Source organism: Acetobacter sp. P5B1, from assembly GCF_018811985.1.
GTDB classification, from domain to species: domain Bacteria; phylum Pseudomonadota; class Alphaproteobacteria; order Acetobacterales; family Acetobacteraceae; genus Acetobacter; species Acetobacter cerevisiae.
In genome coordinates this window covers 1-20604 of record NZ_JACRVS010000003.1, presented here as the reverse complement: position 1 = coordinate 20604, position 20604 = coordinate 1, and the positions used below count along the sequence as shown (strand labels likewise).

The 20604-nt window shown below is 60.1% G+C and carries 17 protein-coding genes; 9 read left to right on the top strand and 8 right to left on the bottom strand.

Going from position 1 to position 20604, the window contains the following annotated elements:
* Window position 1: 1 nt before the first annotated feature.
* From KP703_RS02855 to KP703_RS02840, 4 genes are read left to right on the top strand one after another with little or no spacing between them, the layout of a single operon-like run.
* Window positions 2-316 carry a ferredoxin family 2Fe-2S iron-sulfur cluster binding protein gene (locus KP703_RS02855; protein WP_043549910.1) on the top strand — a complete coding sequence of 105 codons (315 nt, stop codon included), beginning with the start codon at window positions 2-4 and terminating at the stop codon, window positions 314-316.
* A gap of 32 nt (window positions 317-348) precedes the next feature.
* On the top strand, window positions 349-1431 hold the full coding sequence (gene mnmA / locus KP703_RS02850; protein ID WP_215753753.1) for a tRNA 2-thiouridine(34) synthase MnmA: 1083 nt from the start codon (window positions 349-351) through the stop codon (window positions 1429-1431).
* Between the two features lie 12 nt (window positions 1432-1443).
* Window positions 1444-2115 (top strand): glutathione S-transferase, encoded by a 672-nt coding sequence (locus KP703_RS02845; RefSeq protein ID WP_215753752.1) that lies wholly within the window; start codon window positions 1444-1446, stop codon window positions 2113-2115.
* Window positions 2116-2148: 33 nt separating this feature from the next.
* The gene (locus tag KP703_RS02840) at window positions 2149-3333 is read left to right on the top strand and encodes a glycosyltransferase family 4 protein (RefSeq protein ID WP_252353792.1); all 1185 of its coding nucleotides are present in this window, start codon (window positions 2149-2151) and stop codon (window positions 3331-3333) included.
* Window positions 3334-3383: 50 nt separating this feature from the next.
* Here the strand turns inward: KP703_RS02840 and KP703_RS02835 are convergent, their stop codons facing one another.
* From KP703_RS02835 to rfbB, 7 genes are all read right to left on the bottom strand, one after another.
* Window positions 3384-4055: an RluA family pseudouridine synthase gene (locus KP703_RS02835; protein WP_215753751.1), complete on the bottom strand. Its 672-nt coding sequence runs from the start codon at window positions 4053-4055 to the stop codon at window positions 3384-3386.
* Window positions 4052-6634, bottom strand: coding sequence for a DNA translocase FtsK 4TM domain-containing protein (locus KP703_RS02830; protein WP_373687425.1), 2583 nt, complete (start codon window positions 6632-6634; stop codon window positions 4052-4054). Before KP703_RS02830 ends, KP703_RS02835 begins: the two co-directional genes overlap by 4 nt.
* Window positions 6635-6819: 185 nt before the next feature.
* Window positions 6820-7809 carry a glycosyltransferase gene (locus KP703_RS02825; protein WP_373687424.1) on the bottom strand — a complete coding sequence of 330 codons (990 nt, stop codon included), beginning with the start codon at window positions 7807-7809 and terminating at the stop codon, window positions 6820-6822.
* Window positions 7810-7929: 120 nt separating this feature from the next.
* On the bottom strand, window positions 7930-8835 hold the full coding sequence (rfbD, locus tag KP703_RS02820) for a dTDP-4-dehydrorhamnose reductase (protein WP_215753749.1): 906 nt from the start codon (window positions 8833-8835) through the stop codon (window positions 7930-7932).
* Window positions 8836-8850: 15 nt separating this feature from the next.
* A complete protein-coding gene (gene rfbC, locus KP703_RS02815; protein WP_061502469.1) occupies window positions 8851-9408 on the bottom strand; it encodes a dTDP-4-dehydrorhamnose 3,5-epimerase in 558 nt (185 codons plus the stop codon).
* 49 nt (window positions 9409-9457) lie between these two features.
* Entirely contained in the window at window positions 9458-10369 is a 912-nt protein-coding gene (gene rfbA, locus KP703_RS02810) for a glucose-1-phosphate thymidylyltransferase RfbA (RefSeq protein WP_062141322.1), read from the bottom strand.
* Window positions 10366-11424: a dTDP-glucose 4,6-dehydratase gene (gene rfbB / locus KP703_RS02805; protein ID WP_215753748.1), complete on the bottom strand. Its 1059-nt coding sequence runs from the start codon at window positions 11422-11424 to the stop codon at window positions 10366-10368. Before rfbB ends, rfbA begins: the two co-directional genes overlap by 4 nt.
* 184 nt (window positions 11425-11608) lie before the next feature.
* Here rfbB and KP703_RS02800 point away from each other — a divergent pair, with 184 nt between their 5' ends.
* Both KP703_RS02800 and KP703_RS02795 read left to right on the top strand, forming a co-directional pair.
* Window positions 11609-13798 (top strand): hypothetical protein, encoded by a 2190-nt coding sequence (locus KP703_RS02800; protein ID WP_252353791.1) that lies wholly within the window; start codon window positions 11609-11611, stop codon window positions 13796-13798.
* Between the two features lie 15 nt (window positions 13799-13813).
* The gene (locus KP703_RS02795; RefSeq protein WP_043549923.1) at window positions 13814-14509 is read left to right on the top strand and encodes a histidine phosphatase family protein; all 696 of its coding nucleotides are present in this window, start codon (window positions 13814-13816) and stop codon (window positions 14507-14509) included.
* A 72-nt stretch (window positions 14510-14581) separates the two neighbouring features.
* Here the strand turns inward: KP703_RS02795 and treF are convergent, their stop codons facing one another.
* The gene (gene treF, locus KP703_RS02790) at window positions 14582-16810 is read right to left on the bottom strand and encodes an alpha,alpha-trehalase TreF (RefSeq protein WP_215753824.1); all 2229 of its coding nucleotides are present in this window, start codon (window positions 16808-16810) and stop codon (window positions 14582-14584) included.
* Window positions 16811-17337: 527 nt separating this feature from the next.
* Here treF and tldD point away from each other — a divergent pair.
* The 3 genes from tldD to KP703_RS02775 all read left to right on the top strand — a co-directional run.
* Window positions 17338-18795 (top strand): metalloprotease TldD, encoded by a 1458-nt coding sequence (gene tldD / locus KP703_RS02785; RefSeq protein WP_215753747.1) that lies wholly within the window; start codon window positions 17338-17340, stop codon window positions 18793-18795.
* A gap of 179 nt (window positions 18796-18974) precedes the next feature.
* Window positions 18975-20234, top strand: a complete 1260-nt coding sequence (gene tyrS / locus KP703_RS02780; protein ID WP_215753746.1) for a tyrosine--tRNA ligase — start codon at window positions 18975-18977, stop codon at window positions 20232-20234.
* Between the two features lie 40 nt (window positions 20235-20274).
* Window positions 20275-20604 (top strand): hypothetical protein (locus tag KP703_RS02775; RefSeq protein ID WP_215753745.1); only part of this gene is annotated, 330 nt, incomplete at its 3' end.

The following is a 20604-nucleotide window of genomic DNA, read 5'->3' as shown; positions in this document are numbered from 1 at the left end:
AATGCCCCAGATGACGTTTGTTGAACAGGACGGAACCGAACGCACGGTTGATGCACCGCTCGGCCTTTCTGTGCTTGAAATTGCCCACAAGCATGGCATTGATCTTGAAGGAGCCTGTGAAGGCTCTCTGGCCTGCGCAACCTGCCATGTGGTTGTGGACCCGTCCTGGGCGCCGAAACTGGCTGCCGCCACGGATGATGAAGAAGATATGCTGGATCTGGCCTTTGGTCTGGAAAAGACGTCCCGCCTTGGCTGCCAGATTGTCATGACAGAAGCACTGGATGGTCTTGTTGTGCGCCTGCCGCGCACGGCCTGAACACCGTTTACAGATAAAAAGGGGACGCGCCGATGCGCATTCTTGTGGCCATGTCCGGGGGGGTGGACAGTTCCGTGGTTGCCGCCCGCCTTCAGGCAGAAGGGCACGAGGTAATCGGGGCGACCCTTCAGCTTTATGATTCCCGCGGTGCAGCCAAAAAAGGCGCGTGCTGTGCCGGGCAGGACATCCGTGATGCCCGTGCCGTGGCCGACCGTCTGGGATTCCCGCATTACGTGATTGATGCGGAACGCCGGTTTAAGGACAGCGTGATCGAGCGGTTTGCTGATGCCTATGCGGCAGGTGAAACGCCGGTGCCGTGCGTGGCCTGTAATCAGGGCGTGAAATTTACCGATCTTTTGGGGCTGGCGAAGGAAATCGGGGCCGACGCCATGGCCACCGGCCACTATGTGCGCCGCGTGGAAGGTCCGAACGGGGCGGAATTGCACCGCCCGGTTGATGAGGCACGGGACCAGTCCTGGTTCCTGTTCGCCACCACGCGGGAGCAGCTGGATTTCCTGCGTTTCCCACTGGGTGACATGCCGGACAAGGCCGCCGTGCGTGAGGAAGCCGAACGGTTTGGGCTGGTTGTGGCGGGTAAGCCCGACAGTCAGGATCTCTGCTTTGTCAGCGATGGGTCCTACGTGGATCTCGTGGAAAAAATGCACCCCGAGATGGCTGGTCCTGGCGAGATTGTGGATGCTTCCGGGCGTGTTGTCGGCCAGCATGAAGGCGTGATGCGCTTTACCGTTGGTCAGAGCAAACGGTTGGGTAACGCGGCCCGGCTGGATGGTGAACGCCAGATGGTTGTGGGTGTGGAACCGGGCCGCAGGCGTGTGGTGATTGGCCCGCGTGAGGGATCTTATGTCAGCACCCTTTCCGTGCGGGATGTGAACTGGCTGGTGGATGCCCCGCCGGAAGGGCTGATCTGCCGCGTGCAGATGCGTGCGCGGGAAGAGCCTCGCCCGGCTCGTGTTGTGCCGACTGCGGAGGGCGCGACTGTTCTGCTGGAAGAACCCGCCATGCCAGCCCCCGGTCAGGCCTGTGTGTTTTATGATGGCAGCCGCATTCTGGGCGGCGGCTTTATTCGCCGGGCGGAGGCAACGTCGGCGGCCTGAAGGAGAGAAAAAATGGCAGACGGACGGCTTGTTATTGGAACGCAGCGCTATTCTTCATGGTCTCTGCGGGGCTGGCTGCCGGTCCGGCTGGCCGGACTGAATGTCGATATTGATGTCATCCCTCTGGCCGGTGGCGGCAAGACGACAGCCCTTAAAACCCTCTCTCCCAATGGATGTGTACCGTATCTGGAACATCATGGTGCCGTGGTGTGGGACTCGCTCTCTATTGCGGAATATTGTGCGGAACAGGACCCCGATCTGTGGCCTGTAGACCGCTGCGCCCGCGCCGTTGCGCGGTCCATTTCTGCTGAAATGCATTCCGGTTTTCGCGCTGTAAGGGCTGCTCTGCCCATGAATCTGGGCCGCGATAAACGTCCGCCTGCTGCCGGGTTTGATGAGGACGTGTTGAAAGACATCGCCCGTATTGATGCCCTCTGGACCGATGCCCGTACCCGTTTCGGGCAGGATGGTGCATTTCTCTTTGGGGCAGAATTTGGCAATGCCGATGCCATGTATGCCCCCATCGTGGCGCGTTTCCTGTCCTATGATGTGCCGGGTCTTTCGGATATTTCCCGCCAGTATATGGCGGCCGTGCGCCAGCATCCGCTGATGCAGGAATGGTATGATCAGGCTGCGCAGGAACCCAAAGACTGGTATCTGGACGTTTATGAATCTCTGGCCTGAGCAGGGCCGTTTTTCTGTGATGTTCTGCCAGATATGATGGCGCGTTCCGGCATGGGGCCGCCAGCGGCTCCCACACCCACCGAATCAGCCGGAGGAAAAGGCGCACACGGCGCGCTTTCAGCCTTGCGCGTTCTGACGGTGCTGACTCCAAGAGAACGCTTTGCGCCGGGTGAGGCCGGGGCCATTGCGCTGCTGGTGCGGCGCATGGCGAGTAGTGCGGAAACCGTGGTGGGGCTTCCGCCTGTCGGGCAGTCCTTTGCCGGGGTGCGGTTTGTGCCTGTGGTGCCGGTCTTTCGGCCTTTCAGCCGTATTCAGCGTTATGCCGCAGGCGTTGCACGCGTAGCCCGGTCTGTCCGGCCTGATCTGATTGAAGTTCATAACCGGCCCGATGTTGCTCTCGCGTTGCGCAAAGCCTGCCCCGGCCTGCCGATTGTGCTGGTGCTGCATAATGACCCCTGCGGTATGAAGCGCGCCCGCACAGCGGCAGAGCGTGAGCATCTGGGGCAGGCTGTAGCGGTGGTTGCCGTCTCAGAATGGGTACGTGGGCGCTTTATCAGTCAGGGTGTGACGTCCTGCGTGCGGGTGCTGCCCAACAGTCTGGATCTTTCTGCCCTGCCGTTGCCAGCGGAACAGCGTGCCTCGGTGCTGTTGTTTGCCGGGCGTATTGTGGCGGACAAAGGGGCCGATGCTTTTGTGGCGGCCTGCGCCCGCATCTTGCCCCGCCATGCCGGCTGGCGCGCTGAGATGATTGGCGCGGATCGCTTTGGCCCCGACTCGCCAGAGACTCCGTTTCTCAACGCTTTACGTCCGCCGGCTGAACAGGCCGGTGTGGTGCTGCGTGGCTATCAGCCGCATGAGGCTGTGTTGCAGGCCATGAGCCGGGCCGCAATTGTGGTGGTCCCCAGCCGGTGGCCGGAACCGTTTGGCATGGCAGCTCTGGAAGCGATGGGATGCGGAGCGGCTGTTGTGGCCTCGCATCGGGGCGGCCTGCCGGATGTGGTTGGAGATGCCGGGTTGTATGCGGACCCGGACGAACCGGATGATCTGGCCAATGTGCTGGAACGCCTCATCCTCTCGCCAGCCCTACGAGCGGAAGCAGGCCAAGCTGGCCGTGCTCGTGCCCGGTTGTTTGATGCCGCTACCATGCGGGAAAAACGTCGCCTCCTGCATGAAGACATTGTGCGGGAATGGCGCTGGAAAGGCCTGTTCCGCGCCTGATGGTGCCCGTTCAAGACCGTCCGTTGCTTAGAAAATCGTTTTTTTAGGCCTTAGATGCCCTGCCACCCGCAAGCCTGGAGTGCTGCTTCCATGCCTTTACGGGGAGGTGCTGTGGCGGAAACCGGCGGCGTAAGCGGCAGCGTCAGGCTGCGGGCCAGCAGGTGAAGCCCTTCCGGGTGAGGGTGTCCGTAGAGCGTATCCCCCAGAATCGGCCAGCCCATGGCAGCGCAATGAACACGGGCCTGATGCGTTCGCCCTGTGTGCAAAGAGAGCTCCAGCCAGCACAACCCCTCGCCACGTCCCAGCACACGCCAGTCTGTGCGGGCCGGGGTGCCATCGGGATCAGTAATCATACGCCAGCCGGACGGAGCCGTTTTCTTGGTTAGCGGTAGAGAGATTTCACCCCGCTCTGCGTCCGGTCCACCTTTCACAATGGCCCAGTAGGTTTTGCGGGCTGTTTTGTCGGCAAAGGCTTTTTGCATGGCCAGAAGCGGCTGCTTGCGTAAGGCAATGGCCAGACAGCCGGACGTTTCCGCATCCAGCCGATGTGCCAGCCAAGGGCCGTCCTTGCGGCGGGAGAGCAGGGGAAAGCAGTCTTCCACACATGGGCCGCCCTTGGGGCCGGCATGCACGGGCACACCGGCGGGTTTATCCAGAATCACCACATGCTGATCCTGATACAGCACGCTGAGCGGGAAAGGGCAGGAGGCGGGCTTGGTCATTCCTCGCGGTTGGGGCCTGTCAGCACCTTGCGGCGGCCGACATGGTCGGCGCGGCTGATAATGCCCTCACGTTCCATCTGCTCAATCAGCTTGGCGGCCCGGTTGTAACCAATGGACAGGTGCCGCTGCACGAAGGAGGTCGAAGCTTTGCCTTCTCGCGTCACAATGGCCACGGCTTCATCATACATATCGGATTCGCCGTTATCGCCGCCGCCGGATTTGCCGCTGCTGGCCGGGGCTTCTTCCACCGGTTCGGACAGAACGTCATCATCATAAATCGGCTCGCCCTGTTCCTTCAGGAAGTTGACGACCTGCTCAACCTCGTTATCCGCCACAAATGGACCATGCACGCGGGTAATGCGGCCGCCACCCTGCATGAACAGCATGTCACCCTGCCCGAGCAGCTGTTCAGCACCCTGTTCACCCAGAATGGTGCGGCTGTCGAACTTGCTGATCACCTGGAAGGAGATACGGGTCGGGAAGTTGGCTTTAATGGTGCCGGTAATCACGTCCACGGAGGGGCGCTGCGTGGCCATGACTACGTGAATGCCCGCTGCACGAGCTTTCTGCGCCAGACGCTGCACACAGGCGTCAATTTCCTTACCGGCTGTCATCATCAGGTCGGCCACCTCGTCGATAATCACGACGATATAGGGCATCGGGTCCAGTGTGACGGACTGTTCCTCAAACACCGGGTTACCGGTTTCCGGGTCAAAGCCTGTCTGCACACGGCGGACAACCACTTCCCCATCTGCACGGGCTTCTGCTGCGCGGGCGTTGTAGCCTGCAATATTACGCACCTGCAGATGCGCCATGGTGCGGTAGCGGCGGTCCATTTCCCGCACGACCCATTTCAGAGCGTTCACGGCTTTGGGTGGTTCTGTCACCACCGGGGTCAGCAGGTGAGGGATGCCATCATAAATGGAGAGTTCCAGCACCTTGGGGTCAATCATGATCAGGCGGCACTCATCCGGGGAAAGCCGGTAGAGCAACGAGAGAATCATGGCGTTGACGCCAACAGACTTACCCGACCCGGTGGTACCGGCTACCAGCAGATGCGGCATGCGGGCTAGATCACTGAAGACGGGTTCGCCCTCAATATCCTTACCAAGTGCGAGAGAAAGGTGCGCCGGGTCTTCCCGCCAGTCCTGCTGGTTAAGCAGCTCGGACAGATAAACCGTCTCCCGCTTTTTGTTCGGCACTTCAATACCGATCACATTGCGGCCGGGGACCGTTGCAATACGGACACTCAGCACGGAGAGGGAGCGGGCGACGTCATCCGCCAGACCAATCACGCGGGCAGACCGGATCCCTGCGGCGGGTTCCAGCTCATAGAGCGTGACGACTGGACCAGCACTCATGCCGACAATCGTGCCCTGCACGCCGTAATCACACAGTACCTGCTCCAGCTGGCGGGCTGTTTTGGTCAGGTCCTCTTCCGAGGGACCGTGTTGTGTACGGGCCGGAGCGGGCTTCAGCAGATCCAGAGGCGGGAGTTCCCATCCGCCTTTCCGGGTCGGGGAGGAAGAAGCTTTAGCCGCTTTGGCCGGGCTGCCGGAGGTGGCGGCATCCTTGCCGGTAAACAACCGGCCCAGAAGGCCATTCCGGCCCTGTGCAGGGGCTGCGGACGGGGCAGGCTCCAGAGTCAGGCCAGAGGCAGCAACAGGCTCTTCCCTTACAGTGGCTGCTGCCTGAGTGGGAGCAGGTTCCTCCGGTTCCGGAGCATAGGCGGCAGGGGCTGCACTTCCTGCTCTGGCCGAGACCGGGATATCCTCCTCGTCCTCATCATCCTGAAACAGGCTGTGCGCAGACGCGCTGCTGCCTTTGGCGTAGGTCGTTTCTTCCCCGCTCGCATAGCCTCCCAGCGGGCCGGAGACTTCGGCGGTCTGGGGTTTGCGGCTGGCGTAATAGCGCACAAAGCGCATGCCAAGCTGGCCGGGCAGGCGAACAAGCACCATCATACCGCGCCAGAGTGTCAGCCATTCTTCACGCCGCAGACCTGTGCAGAGGGCGGTGAGCAGAATGGCGAGCAGCCCCCCGAGAATCCAGATCACCATGCCGCCGGCCGGCCCAATGGCCGCAGTACCAGCGGAGAGAGATGTCTGGGCAATCGAAAAGCCGATGCCTCCCCCAATGCCAGCCGGTGTCGGCCAATGGATGGGGGGCAGGGCGGTAAACAGGAGCGGAATGGCGGCAAGCAACGCCCCGGCAACCGGCAGCAGGCAGATCAGCGCGACCACGCGCAGGGCGAACACCATTGGTGCTTCATGCCCGAGCAGACGGTGGCTGAGGAAACGCCAGCCCCACGCCATCAGGATCAGGGACGGCAGAACAGCAGCTAGTCCGATTCCCTGTAGCAGGGTGTCAGACAGCACAGCCCCGGTCATGCCCAGCAGATTGGTGGGCGGCTGGCCGGTTGCGGTGTTAAAGGAGGGATCGTTCGGGTTGTACGTAACCAGTGCGACCAGCAAGACGCAGGCGAGCAAGCACAGCAGAATTCCCCCGCCTTCTTCAAGGCGCAGACGAAACGCGCTTTTGTAAGGGGAGGGGACGTAATCGGAAGATCTTGAGTGGCTCACGCGCGCCAAGGGCCTGGATCCTGACTCCAAAAGGCCGCCCGTACCCTCCTCTGTCTGAAAAGGGAGACCGGCGACGGATAGTTGATGATGGTGTTTCAGGCTGAAACAGCCCGTAACCTAGCCTGAACTGGTGTCCTAAAGAAGGTTGGGAGGCGAGTCTTTGCGCAAAACGCGGGAACAAAAGCTTATCCCAGCAAAAACCACACCCGGAAAACCAGTTGTTCGAGCTTTTTATGCCGTCTGAGCTGCTTCAGACGATGCATGAGAGAGACTCGGGAAAGTGCTCCCCTCCAGCCGGGCGTCTGCGCTTTGCGCAGCAGATGCAGAGCGTTCACCGCGTCAGGTGTGAGCAGGTTCTGCCGGTTGAGCAGATACAGCGTATTGGCCCGGAAAATATTCATGAATGCGGTCGGACCACGCTTTAGGGCAGCCAGCGCGCGGTGCAGGAACTGGCTGCGTGCCCCCACGGCGTTTTTTTCATGCTGGCGATAGAACAGCGACGGCTGATTATCCGTAAGGATGCGTCCGCCTGCGCCACTCACCATCAGGTAAGCCCACCAGTCATGCAGGAGGAATGTAGGGGCGGGCATGGCTTTGCGGAGCAAGGCACAGGCCGCAGGAGACAGCATAAGGGTACAACCTGTCGCAATATTCTGCGTCATGGCGGGCAAAAAGCCGGTTGTGTCTGGCAATTCGGGAGACAAGCCGGTTGGACGCAGGTTTTTGTCCGTCAGGGTCTGGCGTGTGCAGTACAGGGCTGGCGTAGATTCTGGCACCGTAGCCAGAGCACGCAGACCACGTTCCAGCTTGTCGGGGAACCAGACATCATCCTGATCACAAAACGCGACAGAAAGGGTGGGGAGCGTATGGGCCAGGAGTGTGGCGTAGGAGGCCGTGACCCCGAGATGCTCACCATTGCGCGGCATGACTTCCACGCAGCGCTCTTTGCCAACCTGTTGAGCAAACTGGTGCATGATGGTCAGGCTGGTATCGGTAGAGCCGTCATCCCGCCAATATAAAGTCCAGTCAGGGCGGGTTTGCTGCAGGAGCGAGTTCAGCTGCTGCTGTAAATACGGGACGGCATTATAAAGAGACATAAGAATGGCAACAGAAGAGCCACCGCCCAAAGAAGCATTCTGGCGGTTTATAAGAGTGTGCTGGCTGGTCTCCTGCACCTGTGATGCTCTTCCTTCAGATCCTGCGGGATACGAAACGCCTCCCGTGTGGGCGTGCAGCAAAGCTGCCTGGAAAATCTGTCAAATTTCAGACCGTTTCAAACAGCTTTGCAGGAGTTTTTACGCAGACTGTGCAAAAATCTGATCAACCGTTTTCCGCACACTGTCCTGCCATGCAGGCATTGTAACGCCGAAAACGTGCGTCAGTTTGCTGTTGTCCATACGGGAATCAGCTGGACGCTTTGCGGGAGTCGGCCAGTCTTCCGTGCGGATGGCGGTTACTTCCGGCATTTTCTGGCCATGGGGGACCGCATCCTGCAGGGCTGCAACAGCCAGACCGTGCCAGGTTGTCTCTCCCGTGCCGCAGGCATGGTAAATGCCTGCGAACGCATCTTTCCAGCCGTCTTTTTCCAGAACCGCAAGAATGGAGAGAATGGCCTCAGCTAGGTCATCCGAGCTGGTCGGATTACCTTTCTGGTCGCCCACCACTTTCAGAACCGGGTTTTTAGCGCCGGCATTGAGCATGGTGCGCACAAAGTTTTTACCGTGTGCGGAGTAAACCCATGAGGTGCGCAGCACGATGGTTTTGGGGTTGGCAGCCAGCGTCTTGCTTTCGCCTTCCGCCTTGGTGCGGCCATAGACAGTCTCGGGTGAAACCGGGTCTGTCTCCACATACGGTGCGCCCTTGTCTCCGGAAAACACATAATCCGTGGAGACCTGGATTAACGGAATACCGCGCTGGGCGCAGAGGCGGGCCAGTTCTTCCGGCCCGGTGGCGTTGGCGCGGGCAGCCCCTTCGGCCTCAGTTTCCGCAAGGTCAACCGCTGTCCATGCCGCAGCATTCACCACCGCAACCGGCTTGATGGCGTCCAGTGTGGCTGCAAGGGTTTCAGGCTTGTCGAAGTCAAAGCCCGGCCGACCAACGCAGCGGATGCGCGGGCCACCCAGATTGACCAGAGAGGTTGCCAGCTGGCCTTTGCCACCCGTAACCAGAATGGGACCACCGTTTTGTGCAAGACGACTCATGAGGTCTGCTCCTGATTACAGATGAAACCAGCCTTTGGCGGCAGAAAATTCCGGGGCTTCCAGATCTTTTTCAGAAAGAACGGCGTCTTCTGTCTTGATGGGCCAGTCAATGGCCAGTTCTTTGCTGTTCCAGATCACGGCACGTTCAGAGGCCTTGTTATACAGGCCTGTGCATTTGTACTGCACTTCCGCATCTTCGGTCAGGGTGCAGAATCCATGCAGGAAACCCGGCGGAATCCACAGCTGTGACCAGTTTTCTTCAGACAGTTCAGCCGCAACCCATTTGCCATAGGTGGGAGAACCGGTCCGGGCATCAACAGCCACATCCCAGATTGCTCCTTTGGTGCAGCGGACCAGCTTGCCCTGCGCGTAGGGGGCCAGCTGGCAGTGCAGGCCACGGATCACGCCTTTCTGGCGGGAAAGGCTCTGGTTATCCTGCACGAAGGGTTCGGTAATGCCTGCGTCCCGCATCCGATCGATATTGTAGGTTTCAGAGAAAAACCCACGATTGTCCTGAAAACGCGGCGGCGTGACCAGAATCACGTCCTCAATGGCAAGGCGTTCGACTTTCATGAAAGGAAAGCTCCTGTCTGCAAATGTTCAGAAAAAGAAAAGGGGAAGTTCAGCCTGCGGGCTGAGCTGTGTTGGCAACCTGCATCAGGAGCCGTCCCAGTTCTGTTTTTCCCATGCGGGAGGCATGTGCGCGGAGCTGGTCCGCATCAATGAAGCCAAGCCGGTAGGCAACTTCCGCCGGAGAGCCAACCAGCATGCCCTGACGCGCCTGAATGGTATGCACAAACTGCCCGGCTTCCATCAGGCTGTCCGGAATACCGGCATCCAGCCAGGCACAGCCACGGCCCAGACGGTCGACATGCAGGCTACCTTCTTCCAGATAGAACCGGTTGAGGTCTGTAATTTCCAGCTCACCGCGCGCGGAGGGCTTTACGCGCTTGGCAAAGTCCAGAACACGATTGTCATAGAAATACAGGCCGGTCACAGCCCAGTTGGAAACAGGCTCTTTCGGCTTTTCAACAATGCTCAGAGCGCGGCCCGTTTCATCAAAAGACACGACGCCATAGCGTTCCGGGTCACGTACCTGATACGCAAACACGGTGGCACCTGTCGGGCGCACGGCAGCGGATTGCAGGGCGGCACTCAGATGATCGGCAAAAATCAGGTTATCACCCAGTGCGAGCGCACAGGGGGAGTTGTCGAGCCAGTCTTCCGCAATCAGGAACGCCTGCGGAATGCCATCCGGCGAGGGCTGGGCGCGATATTCAAACGTGACCCCAAACTGAGATCCATCGCCCAGCAGACGCTTGAACTGCGGAAGATCGTTCGGGGTGCTGATGATCATGATATCCCGAATCCCCGCCAGCATCAGCGTGGAGAGCGGATAATAGACCATCGGTTTGTCATAGACCGGCAGCAGCTGTTTGCTGGCGGCCAGCGTCATTGGGTACAGGCGCGTTCCGGAACCACCGGCCAGCAGAATACCCTTCATTTTTGTCTGGATTGCAGGTTTCTGTGTCATTCTACGGTGCTTCCCAGTCGGTTGCCTGTGTAACGGCGGGCGCGGATGCCTTCCCACCAGTCGCGGTTGTCCAGATACCATTGAACGGTGCGGCGAATGCCGGCTTCAAAAGTATGCTTTGCTTTCCAGTCCAGCGCTTTTTCAGCGTGGGACGGGTCAATTTCGTAACGGAAGTCATGGCCGGGGCGGTCTGTCACAAAACGGATCAGACGGCTACGCGGGCCGGCCGGGTCGGGCACCAGTTCGTCCAGAACATTACAGATGGTTTCCACGACCTGCAGGTTGGTGCGCGGCTGGCGGGCGCCGATGGCGTAAGTCTCGCCGGGCACGCCGGTTTCAACAGCCTTGACCAGTGCTTCGGCGTGGTCTTCCACAAACAGCCAGTCGCGCACGTTCTTACCATCGCCGTACACAGGCAGATCCTTGCCTTCGATAGCGTTGATGGTGATGAGCGGGATCAGCTTTTCCGGGAAGTGCCAGATGCCGTAATTGTTGGTCGTGTTGGTAACAAACGTGGGCAGGCCGTAGGTATGGTACCAGGCACGGACCAGATGGTCGGACGAGGCCTTGCTGGCAGAATACGGGCTGCGGGGGTCATACGGCGTGGTTTCGGTAAAAGGCGGATCGTTCGGCTCCAGCGCCCCAAAAACCTCATCGGTTGAGATGTGATGGAAGCGGAAGGCAGCGCGATCGGCCTTGTCCAGCGTCAGCCAGTATTTGCGGGCGGCTTCCAGCAGGGAATAGGTGCCCACCACGTTGGTCTGGATGAACACGCCGGGTCCATCAATAGAACGGTCCACATGGCTTTCGGCTGCCAGATGCATGACCGCCTGCGGACGGAACGTTTCAAACAGACGGCTCAGTTCGCTGCCGTTGACGATATTGGCGCGTGCAAATTCGTAGCGCCCGCTGGCGGCTGCGTCTTCCACGGTTTCTTCAGAAGCCGCATAAGTCATGCAATCAACATTCAGGACAGAATGACTGGTGTCCCGAATAATATGGCGGATCACTGCGGATCCGAWAAAACCGCACCCGCCTGTCAATAAGATACGCATTGGTATTCCGTATACTGTGGACCGAAACAAACGATTAAAATCACTAGTCTTTGGGCATAGCTCAGAAGTACAATCTTCGCCAGCAATCTTGGCAGATTTGCGATTTTCTTGCGCTTGGCTGTATGAAAAACAAGCGTGTAGGCAGCCAGAGAGCATGGTTTGTCAGGGAGTTGAAAGCGGAAAAATGTTTGCCAGAAACCTGACGGAAACCTTGCTGCATGTGTTGGATCGCCCGGAGCTGCGCCTGCTGGCAACAAAATGCCGGATCATGCTGGATCCGGCTGTAGCGCATCCTTTCCATGTTCAGCCTCCGGGGCAGATTGTTCTGGGCGCGCCGTGTCTGGGGGAACGTCGGGTGGTGGCGTTCCATTTGCGTCATGCGCTGGAACTGGCGGTTTTGTCAGACGCGCAGGAGCCGGACTTTCGTCAGGCGCTGAAAATTTCCTTTTCCGCCGCCAGAACAGCAGCCCGGTTCTGGATGCTCGATGCGCCAGCGGATTTMCCCGCCCCCGAGGCATGGGTGCGGACGCTTGCCAGCGCATATCCTCCCGCCACAGACGATCTCCCTCAGCTTTTTGCGGCTTTGCATCCCCTAGTCAGTGTTCCGGGCAAAGCTGCGCACGATAGTTCTGCTCTATGGGATGAGCTCTACGCGTGGCTTGTACCAGCCTGGCCGCTGATTGGCCCGGTTGAGGCTTTGATGGCGGAAGGGGGCGATGCGCGCCTCAATATTGATGTGCGCACGGGCCTCAATCATTACGGCTGCTCGCACCGTCCGCGCCCCTGGGCAGTGACTTTTGCATCTTCCACAGCCTCTTCCCTCTCAGAGCGAGGCTTTACCGGCGGAGAACTCGCGCGGGTGAATCTGGCCCGCGCTGTTCTTGAGGGTAAGGCGCCGGAAGCCTTGCATGCGCTGGCGCTTGATGTCCGGCATTTTCTGGCAGGCTGGTTCGGGTTGCCGGGGCAGGACCATGTCGTTCTGGCTTCTTCGGGCACAGATGCGGCGCTGGCTGTGTTGGCGCTATCCACCTTACCGGGGCAACCGGTGACAACAGTTCTGACCGCGCCGGAAGAAACGGGTAGTGGTGTGCCCCTGGCCTCGCATGGGCGGCATTTTGCGCAGGAAACAGCGCTCGGGGCGTCCGTCTGCAAAGGGGATCTGGTGGCCGGATTCCCGAATGATACTGTGTGTGTGGATCTGCCTTTGCGGGATGCCGAGGGGCAGTTGCGGCCGGAGGGAGAGGTGACGGCTGCCTGCCGGAAAGACATTCAAAATCAGGTAGCCAAAGGGCGGCGTGTGCTGCTGCATGTGCTGGATCTGTCCAAAACCGGCCTGCTGGCTCCCAACCTGAAAGCTTTAGAGGCGCTGTGTGACCAGTATCCGGGGCAACTGGATGTGGTGGTGGATGCCTGTCAGGCCCGGCTGATGCCGGAGCGTGTTCAGGCCTATCTGGCTCGTGGCTGGGCAGTGATGGTGACGGGGTCCAAATTTTTCACTGGGCCGCCGTTCTGCGGGGCGCTTTTGCTGCCAGACTGCTGGAAAGCCCGACTGGATCAGGGCATGTTGCCTGAAGGACTCGCAGCCTATGCCAACCAGTGTGAATGGCCCGCTAGCCCGGCCTGCCGTGGTCTGGCGTCAGGCTTTAATCATGGTTTGCTCCTGCGCTGGCGGGCAGCACAGGCCGAAATGGCAGCGCTCGGGGCAATTCCGTCAGCCGTTGTGGCGGAACGGTTGCAGGGTTTTCTGGGGGCCGTTACGCAAGGGATTGAAGCTAACGCTGACCTCGCGTTTCTGCCGCAGCCCGCTCCCCAGCGGGATGCGTTACCCCATGACTGGGACCGTCAGCAGACAATCCTGTCCTTTCTGGTGCGTACTCCTGAGGGAACGGAGGGCGCAATTCCACTGGATCTCGAGCGATGTCGTAAGCTCTATCAGTGGTTGAATGCGGATCTTTCGTCTTATGTTCCGCAGGAGAAGAAGGTGCTGGCCGCGCTGCTGTGCCATATCGGCCAGCCTGTCCCCATTCCGCACGCGCAGGCCGCTGGTGGGCTGGTCGGGGCTCTGAGATTATCCGCCGGAGCTCGCCTTGTGTCCGGGGAGCCGTCTCATGAAGGTCTGGACGCTACTGCTCGCATGACGCGGGAAATTCAGGATGCGCTTCGGGTTCTGGAAAAAATCAGTCTCATTCTGACGTATTGGGATGCCATCGCACAGGCGGACCCGCTGCCCTCTTACGCGCCGCGTTGGGAGCCGGAAGGTACGGCGAACGAGTCTCACTGGTCAGAGCGCTCGGGGAAAGAGGGTGTCACAGACGAGCAGAAAGCAGACGCAATGCGGCGTTCCATTTCTGCTCTTGCGTTGGGCGGTCCCTGACAGCACAACAGACCCATGACTGTCAGCCTCACACGTCCCGCCGCCCAGCAGATCAATCAGGGTAATTTTCTCGATACGCCGCAGCTTGCGCCCGGCATTACGCGCTTCTGGCTGATTCGCCATGCGCTGGTCGAGCAGAATGCGCGTCTCCGTCTTTATGGGGCGTTAGATGTGCCGCTCTGCCCGGATAGCCTGATTGCGCAACGCCCGATGTATGAGGCTCTGGCCGCGCGCCTGCCGCGTGAGGCGCACTGGCTTGTCAGTCCCCTGTCCCGCACACGACGCACGGCTGAGGCTATTCAGGAAGCCGGTTACGGCCCGGTGCCGATGGATGTGGAACCAGCTCTGATCGAGCAGAACCTCGGTGAGTGGCACAACATGCCGCATCAGGAGTTACCGCAGCATCTGCGTCTGGCCCCGCATCCCTTCTGGTCCATCTCGGCCACGGAATGCCCGCCGGGTGGTGAGAGCATGCTGGATGTATGCGGACGCGTAGGTGTGACTCTGGACCGGCTGGCCGAAGCCTATGAGGGGCAGAATATCGTGGCTGTGAGTCACGGCGGGGCTATTCGCGCTGCTCTGGCGCATGCGCTGCGTATTCACCCGGAGACCGCGCTGCATTTCTCCATCCAGAACCTTTCCCTGACTATTCTGGAAAGGCTGGATGAGGGCTGGCGTGTTGTCACAGTAAACGAACTGCCCGGTATCTGAGGATTCAGGCAGTCTCGTTCGGGCCTGAGGTGATTGCTGGCCCTCAAGACCGCTTTTCCAACCAAATCTGCTTTACGGCCCCGGCGCAGAAGTTTTTGACTCTGGTGCTGGTGCTGGTGCTGGTGCTGGTGCTGGCCCACTGGTTGGCTGCGGGTTTTGTGTCGGACTGAGTTGCGGAACAACCGGAGCCGGTTCTTCCTGAGCTGCCGGTTTGTTGTCCTGCTTCTGGTCCGGTGTGGACTGCTGCGTATGCTCTTCCGGTTTTGCTAGATTCTGCCCGGATGAGGGGTGCTCAGAGTCTGGCACAGCGGGGTGAGCTTCTGGTGACGCAGGTGCAGACGGGGTGGCCGGGCTATCGTTCTCCTGCGTCGGATGCTCAGCTTTCAGGGTGGAAACCGGCACACCTTTCAGCGGAGAGTGTTCTGTAACCGGGATTTCCGGCCCTTTTGCGTCCCATGCATCGACCGGGGGGAGAGGCTGCTGAGAGGGCTGATCAGCCAGCGGGTTGTTATCCAGCACTTTACGGGTGTTCTGCGGGTAACGGTTCATCAATCCCAGCAAAGTGCCGTTGGTCCAGCCAAAGCCGATCTGCATGGGGTATTCGCCGCCGCCCTTGCCGCCTGTGGCGCTGATCTCGGGCGAGACGACATCATATTTTTCCAGCAACACGCCGCTTTTTTCATAGGTGCCAATCACACGGGCCATCCATCGGCGGCCAATGTCGGCTGCCAGATCATCATGCCCATACTGTTCCAGCCCTTTGATGGCCATCCATTCTTCCGGTGCCCAGCCGTTGGGGTAATCCCACTGCTGTCCCGTTTCACGGTCTGTGACGGTCAGGCCGCCCACATGGAGAAGGCGCGCCTTGACGGTACGAGCCACGGCATCGGCCTTATCCTGCGGGGCAATATGCAGGAACAGCGGCACAACGGTCGCAGTGGAAAGCACGTCTCTGAGCTGCCCGGTGCGCCAGTTATAGTCGAAATACGCGCCATCCTTCTCATTCCACAGATAGTGGTTGATGGCGTTTTTAAGCTGCGTGGCCTGCTGCGCGTAAAAGGCAGCTTTGTCTTTTTCTCCATTCAGGGCGTAGGCGTGGGAGAGCGTTTGCTCCAGATGCACCATCAGACAGTTATATTCGACGGTGATCAGGGAGGTGGTATTGATGGTGTCTAGCGTCTTGTCATCCGCCAGCCAGCGGGAGGAATAATCCCACCCGGTTTCTGCCCCGGCGCGAAGGTCGCGCCAGAGTTCGGGGGAGGGGCGGTGGGAGCGTTTTGCTGTGGCTAAGTCCTGTGGAAAGCTTTCATCGCGCGGGGAATCCATGTCGTCCCACGGGCGGAACATCAGGGTGTCATCCGTCAGACGGACAACATGCTGCCAGGCCGCGCCGGGTTTGAGAGCGTCGGCACCATGCGTCCAGTAGTCATACTCACGCTGCAATTCCGGCAGGAAGGATGTGTAGACCACCTGTCCGTCATGACTGGCGAGCAGGTCCAGCATCACGGAGAAAAACGGCGGTTGCGAACGGCTGAGGTAATAGGTGCGGTTGCCGTTGGGCATATGGCCGTATCGGTCCATTAGCGAGGCAATGTTGCGCACCACATTGCGCAGCAGATCAATCCGCCCGTCTTCATACAGGCCGATCATGGTGAAGTAGCTGTCCCAGTAATAAAACTCTGAGAACCGGCCACCGGGCACGATATAAGTCTCCGGCAACGGCAACAGGGAAGACCATGGCACCGCCGTATCGGCTTCACGCGTCAGCACGTCCCACATGCCGGAAATGTAATCGCGCACATTCTCGCCCGGTTTGCGGCTATAGGCCGCCGAGCGCAGCACGGGGATGGTGAAGTGCTGTGAGACAAACCGCTTCAGATCGAAATCGGGCAGATCTTTCTCCTGCCGCCACGCGGCGACCAGATCCGTTGGCGCCTGATCCGGGATGGCATCCGCCACAGCCTTCGCATCCGTAAAGATCCGGGCCGCATGAATGGCAGAAAACAGATCGCCCAGTGCAATGGATGGTGGTCGAAGGTCCTGTGGCACAAAATCTGGCGCTGCATGTTCGCCAGCATGGGTGGCGGGCTGCACATCGAACAGTTTGACCTGCACAGGGGGGGCTGAATTTTCCTCATCCAGCGTGGGCTGCGCCGCTTCCGTGCTTGCCTGCGGTGAGGCCTCAGGCACCTTTTCAGGAGCAGGAGCAGGAGCAGGAGCAGGAGCAGGAGCAGGAGCAGGAGCAGGAGCAGGAGCAGGAGCAGGAGCAGGAGCAGGAGCAGCGACCGAGGGGGCGCTCATCTGCTGATCTGATGGGATGGTCGCCGGTTGCTGTGCTCCTGACGAAGCGGCCGCATCAGCGTGTGGCGCATGGGCTGTGTCGGGCTGTGTGGGCGTGGTGTCGTGCGTCAGAACCGGGGCGGACACGGTGGGGGCTCGTGGTGCCGGTGCGGCGGTCTGTGCCAGAGCCGCGGCAGGATTGGCCGCCAGAAAACAGATCAGAGCAAGATGGACTATAGAGCGGGAGGAGGCGTGCTGGCCGGAAGCGGGCGATACGGGCAGGGGATGGCCGGAGCGTGTCCCGTCCTGATAGGCACTCATAGTTGTCTTTCCTCTGGCTGCGGCGGAACGCCGGGGCACCAGGAGGAGGGCCGCAGCGGTCAGTCTGGCAAGGGTCCTGAAAAAGCGTCAGGATTCGTATCTGGTCATCAAACAGAAACGATGAAACCCCTTGCGGGTTTTGCGGTAGCACTTAACTGTTTATGCTTTGGCCGCTCTGCCGGGAGAACCCGCTACCCGGAGCCTTAGTCCTGTCAGGAGTTTCGTCCATGTCATCCATTCCTTCAAGCCCTGGCGCTCTGGCGGTTACAGACCAGATGTTTTTTGACAGACCCGGAGCCCTGCTGGACCGCGCCGATGCAGAAGCCCTGACCCGCAAGGCGCTGGACGGGATGGATGATGGCGAACTGTTTCTGGAATATCGGGAAAGTGAAGGTATCGCGCTGGATGACGGCGTTATCCGCTCCGCCTCCTTTGATACCAGCAGCGGGTTTGGCCTGCGCGCTGTGCTGGGGGAAGAAACCGGCTTTGCTCACTCCGATGATTTGAGCCGCTCCGCGCTGGCTCGCGCCGGAGAGGCGGTGAGTGCGGTGCGTGGTGGTCGGTCCGGGACGATGTCCGATGCGCCGCGTTCCACCAATCGCCGCCTCTATACGGATGCCAACCCGCTGGGCGAGACAGATTTTGCGGCTCGTTCTGGCCTGCTGACCCAGATTGATGCCTATGCGCGGGGCAAGGATAGCCGCGTGGTGCAGGTTATGGCGTCTCTCTCGGGTGAATGGCAGGCGGTGCAGATTATCCGTGCCGATGGTGCTCGTGTAGCCGATCTGCGCCCGCTGGTGCGGCTGAACGTCTCTGTGGTGGTCGAGCAGGACGGCAAACGTGAAAGTGGCAGCCACGGTCTGGGTGGCCGGTATGAAATCAACCGCCTGCTGGAAGCGGAAACATGGCAGGGCGCTGTGCATGAAGCGCTGCGGCAGGCACTGATTGCTCTGGAGGCGCAGCCCGCGCCTGCGGGTGAGATGGAAGTGGTGCTTGGCGCAGGCTGGCCCGGTATTCTGCTGCATGAAGCGGTTGGGCACGGGCTGGAAGGCGACTTCAACCGTAAGGGCACATCTGTTTTTGCCGGACGTATGGGCACGCGCGTTGCAGCGCCGGGTGTGACCGTGATTGATGATGGCTCACTGCCGGACCGTCGTGGGAGCCTGACCATTGATGATGAAGGCACACCCACAGGCCGGACCACGTTGATTGAAGACGGAATCCTGAAAGGTTATCTGCAGGACCGCCTGAACGCGCGCCTGATGGGTGTGGCCCCGACTGGTAATGGTCGCCGCCAGTCTTATGCCCATATGCCACTGCCCCGCATGACCAACACGCTCATGCTGCCCGGTCAGGCTTCTACCGACGACATGATCAGCTCCATGAAGCGCGGCCTGTATGCGGTGCATTTTGGCGGCGGCCAGGTGGATATTACGTCCGGCAAGTTCGTGTTCTCGGCATCCGAGGCTTATCTGGTGGAAGATGGCAAGATCACCGCGCCCGTCAAAGGGGCGACGCTGATTGGCAACGGCGCGGACGCCATGACGCATGTTTCCATGATCGGCAAAGACATGGAACTGGACCCCGGCATTGGCACCTGCGGCAAAGCCGGGCAGGGCGTGCCGGTCGGCGTTGGTCAGCCGACCCTGAAAATGACGGGCTTGACGGTTGGCGGCACGGCCTGACAGCTGCAGCACTGATAGAAAAAGCATACAGAGAATTCACCCCGGCTGCCCGCAGGTAAGGGGGCTGACCGGAGATCTGACGCGGGAAGAGGTTCTGCCGGGCCGGTGCTCATGCTAGAGCGTGGGCCGGATAATCCTGCTCCGGCGGCAGGTAGAGGCGTAAACAGGAATTAAAGAGAATGGTCGAAAACGGGTTTCAGAGTTCCTTCATGCAGGAAGCCGCTGCGCGTGGCTTCATTTTTCAGTGCACGGATCCCGTGGCGCTGGATGAAGCGATGACGAAGGGCTCTGTTGCGGCCTATATCGGCTTTGACCCAACTGCGGACAGCCTGCATGTGGGCAGCCTGATCCAGATTATGATGCTGCGCCTGCTGCAAAAGCACGGGCATCGGCCTGTGGCTCTGGTAGGTGGCGGCACGGCCAGAATTGGCGATCCGTCCTTCCGTGAAGAAGCCCGCAGACTGATGACGGAAGAGACCATCGGCACCAATCTGGCAGGGATTGAAGGGTGCCTGCGGCAGTTCCTCACCTTTGGTGGCGGCGCGTCCGAAGCCATTCTGGTCAACAATGCCGACTGGCTGGACAAGCTGGCCTATATTGATCTGCTGCGCGATGTCGGGGTGCATTTCTCCATCAACCGCATGCTGTCCTTCGATTCCGTCAAGAACCGTCTGGACCGTGAGCAGGGCCTGACCTTTCTTGAATTCAATTACTCCATTCTTCAGTCCTACGATTTCCGGGAACTGAACCGTCGGCATGGGGTTACGCTTCAACTGGGTGGGTCTGACCAGTGGGGCAACATTGTCTCCGGTGTGGATCTGGTGCGCCGCACGGACCAGAAAAGCGTGATGGGCCTGACGACGCCTCTGCTGACGACCGCGTCGGGCGCCAAAATGGGCAAGACGGCGAATGGCGCTGTCTGGTTGTCTGAAAAACGTCTGCCGGTGTTTGATTACTGGCAGTTCTGGCGCAACACGGAAGATGCGGATGTGGGGCGTTTCCTGCGTCTGTTTACCGATCTGCCGCTGGATGAATGTGCACGGCTGGAAGCTCTGCAGGGTGCTGAGATTAACGAAGCCAAGAAAATTCTGGCCACCGAAGCAACTGCTCTGTGCCACGGGCGCGAAGCGGCTCAGGCTGCGGCAGAAGCGGCTCGCCAGACGTTTGAGGAAGGGAAGGTCGCCGCAGCAGATCTGCCCGTGCATACCGTGCCGCAGACGATGCTGGCAGAAGGTGTTCCGGTGTTCCGCCTGTTTGTGGAAGCCGGACTGGCCAAAACCAATGGCGAAGCGCGTCGGCTGGTGCGGGGCGGCGGGGCGCGTGTGAACAACGCCGTGGTGCAGGATGAAAACGGCGTGATTGCAGAGAAAGACATGGTGGACGGGGCTATTCGGTTGTCTTCTGGCAAGAAGCACCATGTTCTGGTCAAAGTTGGATAGTTTCTTCTTGCATCCGAATAAGGCGACAGGAGTGAGCCGCATGAAACGTACCCCTCTGATTTTAGGCTGTTTGGGGCTGACGCTGGTCGGCACACTCTCTGGCTGCGCAGGCCCGATGTATGGCGGAGGCTATGACTATTACGGCTATAGCCCCGCTGGCGGTTATGATGAGTATTACGGGTATGGGAACGGCCCGCGCTGGGGCTATGCCGACAGGCGCGCCCGCCCGTTCCCCGGAGGGAGCCGCCCCGGCATGGCTCCCCGCCCCGGTGGCCGACCGGGCGGTGGCGGTATGCCTCGCCCGTCCGGTCCGGGTGGTGGTGGCGGTGGACGTCCCGGCGGTGGGGGGCACGGCCCTGGAGGCGGTGGC